Source organism: Neorhizobium descurainiae, assembly GCF_051400715.1.
GTDB lineage: Bacteria > Pseudomonadota > Alphaproteobacteria > Rhizobiales > Rhizobiaceae > Neorhizobium.
The window spans coordinates 156852-172193 of the sequence record NZ_JBLFFK010000007.1 but is presented as its reverse complement, the minus strand read 5'-3'; the positions used below and the strand labels follow the sequence as shown (position 1 = coordinate 172193).

Below are 15342 nucleotides of genomic sequence, written 5' to 3'. Positions count from 1 at the left end.
TATATCACACTGGATATATCGAGATGGTGGGAATGGCTAGGCCCTGCCGGGAAACTTATTTCGGAGGTTTCGGAAGGTGGCGGTGGGAGAGCACGATGGCATCGCCAAAGTCTCTCCCTCCACCAGGGCATGCGCTACCGGTTAGCGGTTGTCGCGGCTTTCATGCTTGAAGATCGGGCCGTCGCGACGGTCGTCTGCACGGACCTGCTCGATGCTGCCGGTCCTGACGCTGTCGATCTTGCTGTCGACCTTTGCGCTGCGGGCGCTTGTGGTGATCGGAGCCTTCGAGACACCTTCATAATAGTCGCCTTCGGCAAGAGCCGAGCCGGAGAAGGAAGCAGCCATGACCATGGCGGCGATAGCGGATATAGAGGTCTTCATTGTTTCATTCCTTTCAGAGTGCATCCGCGGCTTAAAGTTTGCGACCGGCCGGCGGATATGTTCGGTATATTGGATGAACTGCGCGGTTAGTGGTTGTCGCCGTTATTGGCTTCGAAGACCGACCGGATGTCGCCCTTGTCGCTGACGCGGACGTGGTCGATGCTGCCGGTCTTGACGTCGTCGACCTTGGCAGCGGCCTGGGTCTTGGTGGCGCCTTCATAATAATCGCCTTCGGCAAGTGCGACGCCGGCGAAGGAAGCCGTAGCGATCATGGCTGCGGCGAGCGTGGAAAGAACAGTCTTCAGCGTGGAAAGAACAGTCTTCATTGTCATATTCCCTTCAAGGACGGAGCCGTCTTGGGAGGTAACGCTCCGCGATTGATCTTTCGGAAAGCCCGTTGTCGTGCTTCCGACGACGGAGATGGGAGCGGCGGCTTGCGATCACTAGGCCGCGGTTTCCAAACGGAATGTTCGGCAATTCGGAACAACAAGTGCGTGAACGGCTCTTGAATGGAGGCAAGGACGGTGGCGGTGCAGTGCCGCGGTCCGTCTCGATTGCAGGCCAACCAGTTGGCCCAAAAAGGAAAACGGCCCGCACGGAGCCGTTTTCATCCGCGTTTCATGACGTGGGGGTCAGTTCAGAACGGTAAAGCCTTCCTTCTCGAAAAAGGGGGCAGCTTTTGCCGACTTCAAATATTTGAGATAGGCGGCAGCGTCTGGAGATTTCGATTCCGACAGGATTGCGATCGGATAGATGATCGGCGGATGGGCATCCTCAGGGAACGTGCCGACCACCGAGACGCCAGGATCGGCGGCCGCGTCGGTCTGATAGACGATGCCGTAAGGCGCTTCACCTCGGGACACCAGAGCGAGCGCGGCACGCACGCTTTCGGCGCTGGCGACGCTCTTTTCCACCGAGGACCAGACGCCGAGCTTTTCGAGCGCCGCCTTGCCGTACTTGCCGGCGGGAACCGCATTCGGCTCACCCATGGCAAGCCTGCCGCCCTTCAACAGACCGGCGAGATCGAAACCGGGCTTGATGTCGACCGGTGCGGCATTGTCCCTGGCGGCGACCAGCACGATGCGGTTGCCGAGCCAGTTGGATTGGGTGCCCTCCTTCACCAGCTTCCTGTCGGAGACGTATTTCATCCAGTCGAGATCGGCGGAGATGAAGATATCGGCCGGCGCGCCGGCCTCGATCTGCTTGGCGAGCGCCGAGCTGGCGGCGTAGGAAACCGTCACGTCCCTGCCCCCCTGGGCGCTCCAGGCCTTGTTGGCGTTGTCGAGCGCGTTCTTCATGCTGGCTGCGGCAAAGACGGTTACCTTTTCCTGCGCTGCGGCCGGGGCGGCAAGGCTGGTCAGCGACAGAAAGGCAGCCGTAGCGGCAGCGGCGGCTGCCTTGATCCAAGAGCGTCGGTTGATGGTCATCATTTCCCTCTCCAATCCTCAAGCGGAATATTCTCCTGAATATATCGAAGGCCAGGGTTTGACTAGCGTTATATACCGCAAAATATCTTGATCGGAGGAAGATGGAAAAACGCGGGTCGCCCGCCGCAGCGGATCTGGCTGCGGCGGATGCGAAGCCTGCGGGTGGGCCTAGATGCCGAGTGCCATGCCGTCCTTGCGAGGGTCGGAACCGCCCCGCAGAACGCCGGTTTTCCAGTCGATCCAGATCGCCTGAGCCCCGCCCATAGCCGGTTCCGGCGCCTTGACCTGGAAACCGCGGCGCTTGAAATCCGCACCGATCGTGTTCCGCAGCCGATGCTCCATCTCCACCTGATTGGTGCCCGGCAACGGGAAGAGGCGCGGCAGGTCGATGGCGCTTTGCAGGTCCATGCCGTAGTCGAAGACCTTGGAGAGGAGATGGGCGTGGCCCATCGCCTGATACTGGCCGCCCATGACGCCGAAGGACATGACCGCGCGGCCGTCTTTCGTCACCATGCCGGGAATGATCGTGTGCATCGGCCGCTTGCCGGGCGCGATCGCGTTCGGATGGTCCGGATCGAGCGAGAAGCTGAAGCCGCGATTGTGGAAGAGCACGCCGCTTTTCGGGTCCATGCGGCCGCTGCCATAGACGAAGAAGATCGAGTTGATGAAGCTCACCACGTTGCGGTCGCCATCGACCACCGAGAGGTAGATCGTATCCTTGTGCGGCACCTCGTCGAATTTCGGCAGATCCTCGATCGCCTTTTCCGGGTCGATCATGTCTGCAAGCTCCCTCGCGAGCGTCTCGGAAAGCAGGTAATCGACCGGCACGTCCACCTTGGCCGGATCGGCGAGGAACCGCTGGCGCGCCGCATAGGCAAGCCGCGTCGCCTCCACTTCGATATGCAGCCGCTCGGCAGACAGCGGATCGCCGGAACCCGGGAAATGGGCGAGGATGTTGAGGATCATCAGCGCGATGACGCCCTGGCCGTTCGGCGGGCATTCGTGGATCTGGTGGCCTCGGAACGTGGTCTTGATCGTCGTCACGTATTCGCCCTCGGCACCGGCGAAATCCTCCAGCGTGTGAAGGCCGCCGATGCTGTTCAGGTAGCGCACCATGCCCTCGGCGATCGGGCCGCGATAGAAGGCATCCCTCCCCTCCCGGCCGATCGCCTCCAGTGTCTCCGCCAGCGCCTTCTGATATTGGATCGAGCCGGCCGGCGGCGCCTTGCCGTCCACCAGGAAGGTGCGGCTAGCGGCGGGGTCCGGGCGGATCACGTCGGCCTGCGCCGCCAGGTCGTGCGCAGTACGCGGCGCAAGCACGTAGCCATCGCGCGCGAGTTTGATCGCCGGCGCCAGAATGTCCGCCATCTTCATGCGGCCGTGATCGGCGACGAGCCGCGTCCAGGCGTCCACAGCACCCGGCACGGTGATCGTATGCGGCGACCTTCGCTCGAGACTGGCGACGCCGAGGGAGCGGAGATGTTCGACGGTCGCGGCCGCTGGCGCCCGGCCTGAGCCGTTATAGGCAAGCACATTGTCCGTGCCGCCAAGCGAGATGAGCGCGAAGCAATCGCCGCCGATACCGGTGGAACCCGCTTCCACGACGCATTGCACGGCGCAGGCGCCGACCGCCGCGTCGATCGCATTGCCGCCGTTTCGCATGATGTCGATCGCCGTCAGCGTCGCCAGCGGTTGGGACGTGGCCGCCATGGCCGTGCGGCCGACGGCCAGCGAGCGGCCGGGTAGTTCGAAGTCTCTCATATCGCTCTCGTCATGGGAAAATGGCGGAGGGTTTCGCGGCGCTTCATGATCTCGTCACGCAACAGACCATGCCGGGAGCCGGCTATCAAGGCCCGATTCATTCCTCCCCGATCGAACTTGATGTATCGCGTGAGGCCTGCCGAAATAATTTGATGTCAAACTATCTTGCTGATTCCCCTGAATTCCAGTAGGTTCCTCCGGGGAGGATAGGGCATGACTGTGGAATCATCTGCTCGGCGTACGGAAGGGGATCGGACAGCCCCTGCGGAGAACGACGCGTTCGTTCCGGCCGCATTTCACAATCTCATCGGCTATCATCTGCGCGTGGCGCAGGAGGCATCCTTTCATGCCTTCGCCAAGGCAGCCGGGAAGGCGGACCTGAAGCCCGGCTGGTATGCGCTGCTGACGGTGCTTGCCGAGCGGGAGAGCATGACGCCTTCCGAACTCAGCCGCATCTGCGGCCGCGACCGCTCGACACTGACGTCGAGCCTCAAGGGGCTTGCCACACGCGGACTGATCGAACGGCGCTCGAACCCGGAGGATCAGCGCAGCTACAGCGTTCGCCTCACGGAAGAGGGGCGAAGCATGCAGCAGCGGTTGCATGCCATCGCCGATGCGCATGACCGCCGTCTCGACGACATAGCCGGAAAAGACAAGGCGCTGCTGATTGCCGTGCTTGGCCGGATCGCGGCGATGCTCGAAGCCTAGCAGAATTTTGAGGGCGGCGGCAGTTCGCATGCCCCGCTGTGGAGGAGAATGTCATGACCGCGACCACGGCCGAGAGCATCACCGCCGGCGGCGCCATCCTGGCGCGCCTGAAGGTGGTCGGCGTCGATTATATCTTTGCCAATTCCGGCACGGATTTCCCGCCGATCATCGAGGGGCTGGCGGAGGCCGCGGCGAAGCAGATCCCGCTGCCGAAAGCGGTCGTCATTCCGCACGAGAACGCCGCAATGGGCATGGCCTACGGCTATTATCTCGCCACCGGTAGGGCGCAGGCGGTGATGGCGCATACCAATGTCGGGCTCGCCAACTGCGCGATCGGCGCGATCAACGCGGCGACCGAACACATTCCCATGCTTCTCTTTTCCGGCCGCACGCCGGTCGTCGAGAAAGGCAGGCTCGGCGCCCGCACCGTGCCGATCGGCTGGGGCCAGGAGATGCGCGACCAGACGGCCATGATCCGCGAGGCGGTGAAATGGGACTACGAGCTGAAATTCCCCGAACAAGCGGTGGAGATCATCGACCGGGCGCATGCCATCGCCACGTCCACGCCGCGCGGGCCGGTCTATCTGAGCCTGCCGCGTGAAGTGCTCTGCGAGCCCTGCCCTGCCGGTGAGTTGAGCGACCCGAGCCGTATCGCGCCGGCGATCGCAGCTCCCCGTGCTTCGGATCTCGAAACGGCAGTCAAGCTCCTGAGCCAGGCCAAGCGTCCGCTGATCATCTCGCAGCGCGGGGCCGGCAGCGAAGAGGGCTTTGCGGCATTGTCTGAACTGGCGCTCGATTGGGGCATCCCGGTCTGCCAGTACTGGGCCGTCCAGCTCGGCGTGCCGACCGATCATCCGATGGCCGTCGGCGTCGATCCGGGCCCCTGGCTCGCGGATGCCGATCTCGTGCTGGTGATCGACTGCCTCGCCCCCTGGTCGCCGGACATCCATCCGCTGAGTGAGGGCTGTAAGGTCGTCCATATCGGCCAGGACCCGCTCTATTCCCGCTTTCCGGTGCGCAACTTCCCGTGCGACCTGGCGCTGACGGGTGACACTTCCGAAATCATCCTGGCGCTGGCACAAGCGGCAAAACCCTATCTCGATGCCACCGTGAAGGAGCGCGACGCGCGACGTGCTGAGGTGAAGGGCGCAGCCGCAAAACGCCGCGCCGAGGTTCTGCGCCAGGCGGAGGCCGGCAATGGCGAACAGATGACCAAGGCCTTCGTCAGCTTCTGCCTGTCGAAGGCGATCGAGGGACGCAGGGCGACCGTGCTTTCCGAGCTCGGCGCCCCGCTCGAACCGCTGACCCTCAGGGACCACGGCTCCTGGTATCAGGAGCCGCATTCGGGGGGCCTCGGCTGGTCCTTCCCGACAGGTCTCGGCATGAAGCTTGCCGATCCGGACCGGCTGGTGACCGCCACCATGGGCGACGGCTCCTACATGTTCTCGAACCCGGTCGCCTGCCACCAGATCGCCGAGGCGCTGGAGATCCCCCTCCTCGTGCTGGTGCTCAACAATGCCGAATGGGGTGCGGTGCGCCAATCGGTGCTCGGCGTCTATCCGGATGGTTATGCGGCGAAATCGAACGATATGCCGCTCGTGTCGCTCGCGCCCTCGCCGGATTTCACCAAGGTCGCCTCCGCCAGCCGTGCCTGGACGACCAAGGTCGAGCGCGGCGACGAGCTGCTTTCCGTCCTGAAGGCGGCGATCGAGCATGTGACGGTCGAGAAGACCCAGGCGCTCGTCGAAATCCGCATCGCATAAAGAAAAAGCCGGGGAAGTTTGCCTCGCCGGCCATTCCGTTTGGGAAGGTCGTCAGAGAATGTGCGTGCCGCCGAGGTTCCTCACGGCCCGGCGGGTCATGACGGCGACAAGGTGGGCGCGATAATCGGCCGGCGCATGCATGTCGCCCATCATCTGCGACGGATCGATGGTGAGACCTTCGAGTGCCTCCGCCGAAAGGTTCTCCGTCAGCCGCTCCTCGGCTTCGGTCCAGCGGAACACGCCTTCATTGCCGGCGCCGGTGATTGCCACGCGGATATGGCCGTCGCGATGCTTGGCGACGAAGGATGCAGCCATGGAATAGCGCGAAGCCGGATTGCGGAACTTGGCGTAGCCGGCGATCTCCGGGATCTTGAACTCGACGCGGACGAGGATTTCGCCCGGCTCCAGCGCCGTCGTGTAGAGGCCCTGGAAATAGTCGTCGGCCGGGATCGCACGGCGATCGGTATGGACGACGGCGTCGAGCGACAGAACTGCGGCGGGATAGTCGGCCGCCGGGTCGTTGTTCGCGGTCGAGCCGCCGATCGTGCCCATATGGCGCACCTGCACGTCGCCGATCGAGCCGGCAAGGCCTGATAGCGCCGGGATCGCCGCCTTGATTTCCCTGGAAGCGGCGACGACCGCATGCTTGGTGGCCGAGCCGATGATCACCTTGTCGGCGCTCACCTCGATGCCGGAGAGTTCCGGAATGGCGCGGACGTCGATCAGGTGTTGCGGCGCGGCAAGCCGGCTCTTCAGCGTCGGGATCAGCGTATGGCCGCCGGAGAGATAGGACGCCTCCTCGGAGTTCTCATAGAGGCTGACGGCTTCGGAGAGCGTCTTCGGCTTGTGGTAGGTCGTTGCATACATGGCCTGATCCTCTCCGCTTACTCGGCCGCCACGGCATGCGCCGCGCGATGCTTCTCGGCGGCGTCCAGCACCGCCTTGACGATGTTGTGATAGCCGGTGCAACGGCAGAGATTGCCTTCCAGCTCATGGCGGACCGTGTGCTCGTCGAGCATGCCGTCATGGCGGCGGATCATATCGACGGACGCCATGATCATGCCCGGCGTGCAATAACCGCACTGCAGGCCGTGGTGCTCGTGGAAGGCCTGCTGGACCGGATGCAGCGTGCCGCCGTCGGCCAGACCCTCGATCGTCGTCACTTCGGAACCGTCGGCGGCGACGGCAAGCACGGTACAGCTCTTCACGGCCTGTCCGTCGAGATGGATCGTACAGGCACCGCACTGGGTCGTGTCGCAGCCGACATGGGTACCGGTGAGGCCGAGATGCTCTCGGATGAACTGCACGAGCAGCGTGCGATCCTCGACGTCGCGTGTCTGCGGCGTGCCGTTGACGGTGATAGTGATGCGGGACATGCGCCCCTCCTCTTCAAATCCACAAAATTCAAGGCCGAGTCCCGATGACAATTCCGGGCAAGCCCGTCGGCCGCGATATGTCAGGTTATGATATATGCATCTCGTTGCGTGTCATCCGTTCCGGAGGGCATCCGCCGTCATTTCCCACCGGTGACCGCCTCGAAGAACGAGAGGTCGAGATATTTGGAAATATCGGTCAACTGCCTGCCGCCCTTGCCGTAGCGCGAACGCAGGTCGAGGACCGTCTTCATGCCCTCCGGCAGGATTTTGGAACCGGGCGTCAAGCCCGAACGCGGCGACAGGAGGCTCGCCATGATCGACGGAACGGCGGCGGGCTGGATATCCGGCATCTTGGCCTGCAGCAGTTCGGCGGCCGCCTCGCGGTTCTTCGGGTCGAGCGTCCATTCGAGACCCTTCAGGTAGGCGCGCATGAACGCCTTTACCGTTTCCGGATTCACGGCGGCATAGGCACGGCGGGCGGCAATCGCACCACCCTGATAGCTGTCGAAATGGTTCGACGAGACGTCGAGCACGTTGAAGCCGGAGCGTTTGGCGATGCTGGTGAAAGGCTCGATCGTCAGCGTCGCGGCATGTTCGCCTGATTTCACCGACTGCCAGCGTTGCGGCGTCGCGCCGACGGCGGCGAAGGTCACGTCGTCGCGGCTGAGGCCGCTCTTGGCCATCATCTCGAAGAGCACGAAGGCAAAGCCGGTGGTGAGAGCATCGAGCGCGATCGAACGGCCCTTCAGATCCTCGTAGGTCTTGACCTCCGGCGCCGTGACGATCGCAAGTTCGAGCTGGGTCGCCCCCATCAGCACGACATAATCCGGATTGACGCCTTCGGCCGCCGCGCCCTGACCCTCGCCATAGGCGACGACATTGTCGAAGGCGGTAAACACGATATCGAACTCCCCGGCGGCGGTCTTTTCGGCCTGGGCAACGGAGCTCGGTGTCAGAGAGACTTCGACATTCAGGCCCTCGGCCGCAAAGAAACCCTGCTCAATCCCAGCAAAGGTCGGCAGGTTCGGCGCGCCCGGAAATGCGATGACGCGAACGGTCTTCAAATCGGTCATGGAAAAACTCCTCAGGACGCCTTGCGTCCGCTGTTCATGGCGCGCCAGACATTGGCCGGGGTGACCGGCATCTGGATGTCCTTGACGCCGAATTCAGAAAGCGCGTCGACAACGGCGTTGACGACGGTTGCAAGCGCCGGCGTCGTGCCGCCCTCGCCGCCGGCCTTGATGCCCAGCGGGTTGGTGGGCGAGATGACCTCGGCGATCTCGCATTTGAAGCTCGGCATGGTGTCGGAGCGCGGCAGGCCGTAGTCCATGAAGGAGCCGGCGAGCGGCTGCCCGCTGTTCTGGTCAATGGCGCAGAGTTCCCACATGGCCTGGCCGACGCCCTGGGCGATGCCGCCATGCGTCTGGCCGTGGACGATCAGCGGGTTGATGCAGCGGCCGACATCGTCGATCGTCGTGTAGCGGACGATCTGCACGTGGCCTGTGTCGCGGTCGACCTCGACCTCGCAGACGGCCGCACCATTCGGGAAGACCGGCGTGTGCATCTCGTTGTCCTTGACGACGCGCAGCGGCCCGTGGCTGGCGCGCGTGCGACGGCCAAGCTCGAAAATGTCGATCGTCCGATTGGAATTCTTAAGCTTGAAGACGCCGCCTTCGAAATCGATCCGGTCCGGTGTCGAGCCGAGCAGTTCGGCGGCGCGCTTCCTGCCCTCGGCGAGAAGATCGGCCGAGGCCATGGCCATGACAGTACCGGCATGACGCATCGATCGGCCCGAATGCGAGCCGCCGCCGACGCTGACGATGTCGGTATCGCCGATGACGATCCAGACCTTTTCGACCGGCACCTGGATCATGTCCGCCACCACCTGGGCGAAGCTCGTCTCATGGCCCTGGCCGCTCGGCTGGGTGCCGATGACCACCTCGATATTGCCGTCGTCCTTGATCTCGATCTCGGCGCGCTCCTTCGGCGTGCCGATCGAGGATTCCACATAGTTGGCGAAGCCGCGGCCGAGCAGCTTGCCACGCCTGGCGGCCTCCGTCTTGCGGGCTTCGAACCTATCCCATTCCGCAAGTTCGAGCACGCGGTCCATGTTCTTTTCGTATTCGCCGCTGTCGTAGACCGAGCCGACCGCATTGGTATAGGGCATGGCCGATGGCGGGACGAGGTTCATGCGGCGCAGTTCCAGCTTGTCGAAACCAAGCCGGTCGGCCGCAAGCTCCACAAGGCGCTCGATCGCATAGGTCACTTCGGGACGGCCGGAACTGCGATAGGCCTGGGTGCACATGGTGTTCGAAAACACCGCGCGGGCGCGCAGCGTCGCATAGGGAATGTCGTAGGAGCCGGTGATCAGGCCCGAGCCCTTGCTGAGCGGTGACAGCGACACGGCCCGACCGCCGACATTCGAAAGGTTGTCGGCGCGGAGGCCCAAGAACTTGCCGTCCTTGCGGATCGCAAGCTCCACCTTGGTCACGAGGTCACGGCCTTGATAGTCGGTGAGGAAGGATTCCGAGCGGGTCGCGGTGTATTTCACCGGCCGGCCGATCTTGGCGGAAGCCCAGAGAACCAGGCCGAACTCCACATAGACGCGGTTGCGGGTGCCGAAATTGCCGCCGACGTCGAAGGAGAGCACACGCAGGTCTTTCGCCTCGATGCCGAGCACTTTGGAAAGTTCGTTCTTCTGGCGCACCGCGCCGCCGCTGCCGGCATAAAGCGTATAGCGCCTGGTTTCCGGATCGTAGGAGCCAAGCGAAGAACGCGGCTCCATGGTGACGCCGGTGACGCGGTGGATGTGGAACTCAGCCTTCACCACATGGTCGGCCTTGGCAAAGGCGGCGTCGGTGCCCTCCTTGTCGCCGAAGGTCGTGTCGATGAAGACATTGTCCGGAACCTCATCCCAGATGGTCGGGGCGCCCGGTTCGGCAGCCTTGGCAGTGTCGGTCACGTAAGGCAGTTCTTCCCAGTCGACGACGACCCTTTCCGCGCCGTCCGCGGCCTGTGCGGCGGTTTCGGCAACGACGATGGCGACCGCCTCGCCCACATGGCGGGCCTTGTCGGCGGGCAGGAGATAATGCGGACCGGTGAAGGCATGGCTGCCGTCCTTTGCCCGCAATTTCATGTCGAAATTGGTGGACGGGACGGGATTGTGCGGGATTGGCTTGATGTCGTCGGCAAGGATATCCTCGCCGGTCAGGACGAGCAGTACGCCTTCACTTGCCAGGGCTTCGGCCTTGTCGATACCGAGAATGCGGGCATGCGGATAGGGCGAACGGACGATCGCCGCATAGGTCTGGCCGGGCAGCGAGAAATCGTCGGAGAAGCGGCCCTTGCCGGTGATCAGGCGGCCGTCTTCCTTGCGCGGGATCGGTTTGCCGACATGCTTGAACAGCGCCTCCCGCACCAGCTTCATCTCGGGCGAAAGCTCGACCGATCCTGGCTTCGGCTGCTTCAGCGGGTGCATGATCACGTCAGGCGCAATGGTCTGCAGCGGGCTTTTCATAAGACCTCTTCTGTTTGAATTCACGGCGGTTTCTCCCGTCCGCCAATCCGTCCAGGAACTCTCTTCGAGCACTTCGAGATGCTGTTGCTCTTCGTATTAATGTATGACAATATGGCAGTATAATGCAATCGAAAAGATCGCCCTGCATTCAGAGGAGCGGTTGCCTCTCACGGCTCGATGCCCTCAGTTTAAGGAAGACACCGGCTTCCCGACCTTCTCAGGCGGCAGCCGGAGCGGTTTGGGAGTGAAACTTACATGACCACGTTCGCGCGCAAGGCGCCCCTCGATCTGCAGGAGCACCTGCAGCGGCTGGACGCTCTCGGGCTTCTGACGAAGATCCAGGTTCCGATCGACAAGGACAGCGAGCTGCATCCGCTTGCCCGCTGGCAGTTCCAGGGCGGCCTGCCGGACGAGCAGCGCCGCGGCTTCCTATTCACCGAAGTGAAGAGCGCCAAGGGCGAGAAATACGACATCCCGGTCGCCGTCGGCGTGCTTGCCGCCTCGCCGGCCATCTACGCGGCCGGCCTCGGCGTTTCCGAAGACGAGATCGGCGATGTCTGGGTCAACGCCATGGAGCGGCCGATCGAGCCGGTCATGGTCGATGAAGCGCCCTGCCAGGAAGTGGTCGTCACCGGCGACGAGCTGAAGCGGGAAGGCAAGGGCCTCGGCTCCCTGCCGGTACCGATCTCGACGCCGGGCTTCGACAGCGCGCCCTATTTCACCGCGACCCTCTGCGTCACCCGCGACCCGGAAAACGGCATCCGCAACATGGGCACCTATCGCGCCGCTCTGAAGGCGGAAGACCGCCTCGGCGTGCGCATGGCGAGCCGCCTTTCAGGCGCCGGCGGCTACCAGCACTGGCTGAAATACCAGAAGATGGGCAAGCCGATGCCCTGCGCCATCGTCATCGGCTGCGCGCCGGCGGTGCTCTTCACCGGACCGCAGAAGCTGCCGATCGACCAGGACGAACTGGGCGTCGCAGGCGGCCTGATCGGCGAGCCGATCCGCATCGTCAAGTGCAAGACGATCGACCTCGAAGTGCCGGCGGACGCGGAAATCGTCATCGAAGGCCTGATCGATCCGGTGCTTCTGGAGCCGGAAGGCCCGTTCGGCGAAAGCCACGGCCACGTGGCGCTCGAAGACTTCAACATGTCGATGACGGTCACCGCCATCACCCGCAAGAGGAAGCCGGTCCTCGTCTCGATCGTCTCCCAGGTGACGCCGAGCGAATCGAGCGTACTGAAGCGCGTCGCCTACGAACCGCTCTTTTTGAACCACCTGAAGAAGGTGCTGAACGTCAAGGGCATCAGGCGCGTCGTCATGCACGAGCCGCTCACCAATATCCGCAAGGTGATCTTCCTGGAATTCGACCACTCGGCGCCGCAATCGGAAATCTGGCGGGGGCTGCAAGGGGCCGCGACGCTGCAGGCGCAGTGCGGCAAGATCGTCATAGCGGTGTCCGACGATATCGACAGCCGCAATGCCGATGCCGTCTTTTGGTCGCTCGCCTATCGCGCCAACATGATCGACGACGTGCATATCACGCCCTACCGCTCCGGCGGACACGGACCGAAATCCGGTTCGAAGAGCGCCGAAGGCACGATGCTGATCGATGCGACGCTGAAGGCGCCGATGCCGCCGCTGGCGCTGCCGGCCGAACCCTACATGGTCAAGGCGCGGCAGATCTGGGAAGACCTGCAGCTTCCCCGCCTCACGCCTCAGCCGCCATGGCATGGTTATTCGCTGGGCGACTGGAGCGACCTGTGGTCCCGGTTCGCCGACGATGCGGTCGCCGGCGACTGGCGCCAGACCGGCGAGAACACGCTTGCCCGCCGCAAAGGCGGCATGAAGCCCGAAACCCCGGCCCGTGACATCGAAAACCCCGAGGGTGGCAAGGGCTGATGCAATCTGCCGGCGCGGATGGTTCGGAGGCCGTCCGCGCCTCTGGCATTTTCAGATCAATCCATACCTATTCAAAACCTTTGCATGCCTTTTGGAGGAACGATGCTGAAGATCGGCCAGTCGCAACTGCGTTTTGAGGACGATGCGCTGATCACCGGCCGCGGCCGCTACCTGAACGACCTCGCCGGCAAGGGCGAGGCTGCGGCCGTTTTCGTCCGTTCCCAGACCGCCTCCGGCAGGATCGTCTCGATCGATACCAGCGCCGCCGACGGAATGCCGGGCGTCGTCGCGATCGTCACCGGCACCGACCTCAAGGCCGCAGGTGTTCAGCCCATCCAGCCGCGCGGCAGGCATCCCGGCCCCGACGGCGGCGAGATGCGCGTGCCGGTCTTCTATCCGCTGGCCGTCGATGCCGTGCGTTATGTCGGCGACCCGGTCGCCGTCGTCGTCGCCGAAACCAAAGAAGCCGCGCTCGCCGCCGCCGAAGCCGTCATGGTCGAGATCGAGGAGCGGCCGGTGGTGATCGATCCGCTGGAAGCCGTTTCCCCCGATGCGCCGCTCGTCTGGGACGAATTCCCCGACAACCGCTGCTTCACCTTCGAAAAGGGCGACAAACCGGGCGTCGATGCGGCGATCGCCTCGGCCCATACGGTCGTGCGGCAACGGCTGAGGATTTCCCGCGTCGTCGCCGCACCGATCGAGACGCGGGGCGCGATTGCCTCCTACGATCCGGCAGCCGGCCTCTACCGGCTCGAACTCGGAACCCAGGCGCCGCACCGCGTTTCCGGCGATGTCGGCCCGGTCCTCAGCGTCTCGCCGGACAAGGTGCATGTGGTCGCCTCCGATTGCGGCGGCTCCTTCGGCATGAAGAACGCCGGCTATCCCGAATATCCGGCCCTTCTCTTCGCCGCGAAACAGACCGGCCGCACGATCCGATGGACCGCCGACCGGCTCGAAGCCTTCCAGTCGGATGCCCATGCCCGCGACATGTGGGCCGATGCCGCGCTCGCGCTCGACGCGGACGGAAAGTTTCTGGCGTTCGACGTGCGTGTTCGCGCCAATCTCGGCGCCTATCTGGGGCCTGCGACGGTGCATCCGCCTGTCGCCAATATCGGCGGCATTGCCGGTGTCTACCAAACCCCGAAAATCCACGCCCGGGTGGACGGGGTCTTCACCAATACCCAGCAGACCGCACCCTATCGCGGCGCCGGGCGGCCGGAAGCGACCTATATCATCGAGCGGATGATCGACCTTGCCGCTTATGAAACCGGCATCGACCGGGCGGAACTCCGCCGCCGCAACCTCGTGCCGAAGGAAGAGATGCCCTGGTCGAGCGGCTTCATCTTCACCTATGATTCCGGCGACTTTCCCGGCGTCCTCGACAAGGCGCTGGAAATGGCCGACTGGTCCGGCTTCGAGGCCCGCCGCGCCGAAGCCAGGACGCGCGGGAAGCTCCGCGGCATCGGGATCGCCAATCCGATCGAGATCGCCGGCGGCCCGGCCGCCAAGCCCAACCCGGAGTTCGCCCGTATGGAAATCTCGCCGGACGGCAAGGTGCGCATCCATGTAGGCTCGATGGACAGTGGCCAGGGCCATGGCACCGTCTTCCGCCAGATCATCGCCGATAAGCTCGGCCTCGACACGGACGGCATGGAGATCGTCACCGGCGATACGCATGAAGTGCCGCAGGGGACCGGCACGTTCGGCTCGCGGACATTGGCGGCTGCCGGAGGCGCCATCTGGACGGCTGCCGATACGATCGTCGAAAAGCTGAAGGAGCAGGCCGCCGAGCGCCTGGAAGCCGATGAGGCGGATATCGTCTTCCAATCCGGCGAATACCGGATTGCCGGTACCGACCGTGCAATCTCCTTTGCGGAGGTGATCGCCGAATCGGATTCCGTATCGGCGGAGAACTTCGTCAGCAACGAAGGCGCCACCTTCCCGAACGGCTGTCATATCTGCGAGGTGGAGGTCGATCCGGAGACCGGCCATGTGGAGCTTGCCGCCTATTCGGTGGTCGACGACGTCGGCCGCATGGTCAATCCGCTGCTGGTGAAGGGCCAGATCACCGGCGGCGTCGCGCAGGGGCTCGGCCAGGCGCTGATGGAAAACGCCGTCTACGATCCGGGCTCCGGACAGCTCCTGTCGGCGACCTTCATGGATTACGCCATGCCGCGCGCCCATGACATGCCGGGTGTGGAGATCGCCGGCTTCCCCGTTCCGACCAGCCAGAACCCGCTCGGTGTCAAGGGTGCCGGCGAAGCGGGCACGGTCGGCGCGCTTTCTGCCGTCATCAGCGCGGTTTCGGACGCCTTGTATCCTTTCGGCATCAGGCACATCGATATGCCCGCCACGCCCGAACGGGTCTGGCGCCGGCTGCAAATGCAACGTACGGAGGAATCGGTACTCTGAGCCCGGTATATCCTTTTGGAAATATCGATTGAATGGAGAGGTGACGGATCGCAAGTTTGTTTGTATGACAGACATGTGATCACACTGGTTTGAAC

Annotated in this window: 12 protein-coding genes; 4 read left to right on the top strand and 8 right to left on the bottom strand. The window is 63.8% G+C overall.

The window, feature by feature from the left end; translation table 11 throughout:
- Window positions 1-141: 141 nt before the first annotated feature.
- The 4 genes from ACMGE0_RS14765 to ggt all read right to left on the bottom strand — a co-directional run bounded on the left by ACMGE0_RS14765 (window position 142) and on the right by ggt (window position 3569).
- Window positions 142-381: a hypothetical protein gene (locus ACMGE0_RS14765; RefSeq protein ID WP_436816622.1), complete on the bottom strand. Its 240-nt coding sequence runs from the start codon at window positions 379-381 to the stop codon at window positions 142-144.
- Between the two features lie 86 nt (window positions 382-467).
- Window positions 468-707, bottom strand: coding sequence for a hypothetical protein (locus ACMGE0_RS14760; protein WP_436816621.1), 240 nt, complete (start codon window positions 705-707; stop codon window positions 468-470).
- A 306-nt stretch (window positions 708-1013) separates the two neighbouring features.
- Window positions 1014-1808, bottom strand: a complete 795-nt coding sequence (gene modA / locus ACMGE0_RS14755) for a molybdate ABC transporter substrate-binding protein (RefSeq protein WP_436816731.1) — start codon at window positions 1806-1808, stop codon at window positions 1014-1016.
- 168 nt (window positions 1809-1976) lie between these two features.
- Window positions 1977-3569 (bottom strand): gamma-glutamyltransferase, encoded by a 1593-nt coding sequence (ggt, locus tag ACMGE0_RS14750; RefSeq protein ID WP_436816620.1) that lies wholly within the window; start codon window positions 3567-3569, stop codon window positions 1977-1979.
- A 213-nt stretch (window positions 3570-3782) separates the two neighbouring features.
- Here ggt and ACMGE0_RS14745 point away from each other — a divergent pair, with 213 nt between their 5' ends.
- Window positions 3783-4277 carry a MarR family winged helix-turn-helix transcriptional regulator gene (locus ACMGE0_RS14745; RefSeq protein ID WP_436816619.1) on the top strand — a complete coding sequence of 165 codons (495 nt, stop codon included), beginning with the start codon at window positions 3783-3785 and terminating at the stop codon, window positions 4275-4277.
- Window positions 4278-4330: 53 nt separating this feature from the next.
- Window positions 4331-6040, top strand: coding sequence for a thiamine pyrophosphate-requiring protein (locus tag ACMGE0_RS14740; protein WP_436816618.1), 1710 nt, complete (start codon window positions 4331-4333; stop codon window positions 6038-6040).
- 51 nt (window positions 6041-6091) lie between these two features.
- Here the strand turns inward: ACMGE0_RS14740 and ACMGE0_RS14735 are convergent, their stop codons facing one another.
- From ACMGE0_RS14735 to ACMGE0_RS14720, 4 genes are all read right to left on the bottom strand, one after another.
- Complete coding sequence (locus ACMGE0_RS14735) at window positions 6092-6907, bottom strand: FAD binding domain-containing protein (protein WP_436816617.1); 816 nt, start codon at window positions 6905-6907, stop codon at window positions 6092-6094.
- 17 nt (window positions 6908-6924) lie between these two features.
- Window positions 6925-7416: a (2Fe-2S)-binding protein gene (locus ACMGE0_RS14730; protein WP_436816616.1), complete on the bottom strand. Its 492-nt coding sequence runs from the start codon at window positions 7414-7416 to the stop codon at window positions 6925-6927.
- A gap of 137 nt (window positions 7417-7553) precedes the next feature.
- Entirely contained in the window at window positions 7554-8489 is a 936-nt protein-coding gene (locus ACMGE0_RS14725) for an ABC transporter substrate-binding protein (RefSeq protein WP_436816615.1), read from the bottom strand.
- Between the two features lie 11 nt (window positions 8490-8500).
- Window positions 8501-10933 carry a xanthine dehydrogenase family protein molybdopterin-binding subunit gene (locus ACMGE0_RS14720; protein WP_436816614.1) on the bottom strand — a complete coding sequence of 811 codons (2433 nt, stop codon included), beginning with the start codon at window positions 10931-10933 and terminating at the stop codon, window positions 8501-8503.
- 255 nt (window positions 10934-11188) lie between these two features.
- Here ACMGE0_RS14720 and ACMGE0_RS14715 point away from each other — a divergent pair, with 255 nt between their 5' ends.
- Together ACMGE0_RS14715 and ACMGE0_RS14710 are read left to right on the top strand one after the other, a co-directional pair.
- Entirely contained in the window at window positions 11189-12835 is a 1647-nt protein-coding gene (locus tag ACMGE0_RS14715; protein ID WP_436816613.1) for a UbiD family decarboxylase, read from the top strand.
- Between the two features lie 102 nt (window positions 12836-12937).
- Complete coding sequence (locus ACMGE0_RS14710) at window positions 12938-15247, top strand: xanthine dehydrogenase family protein molybdopterin-binding subunit (protein ID WP_436816612.1); 2310 nt, start codon at window positions 12938-12940, stop codon at window positions 15245-15247.
- Window positions 15248-15342 lie beyond the last annotated feature (95 nt).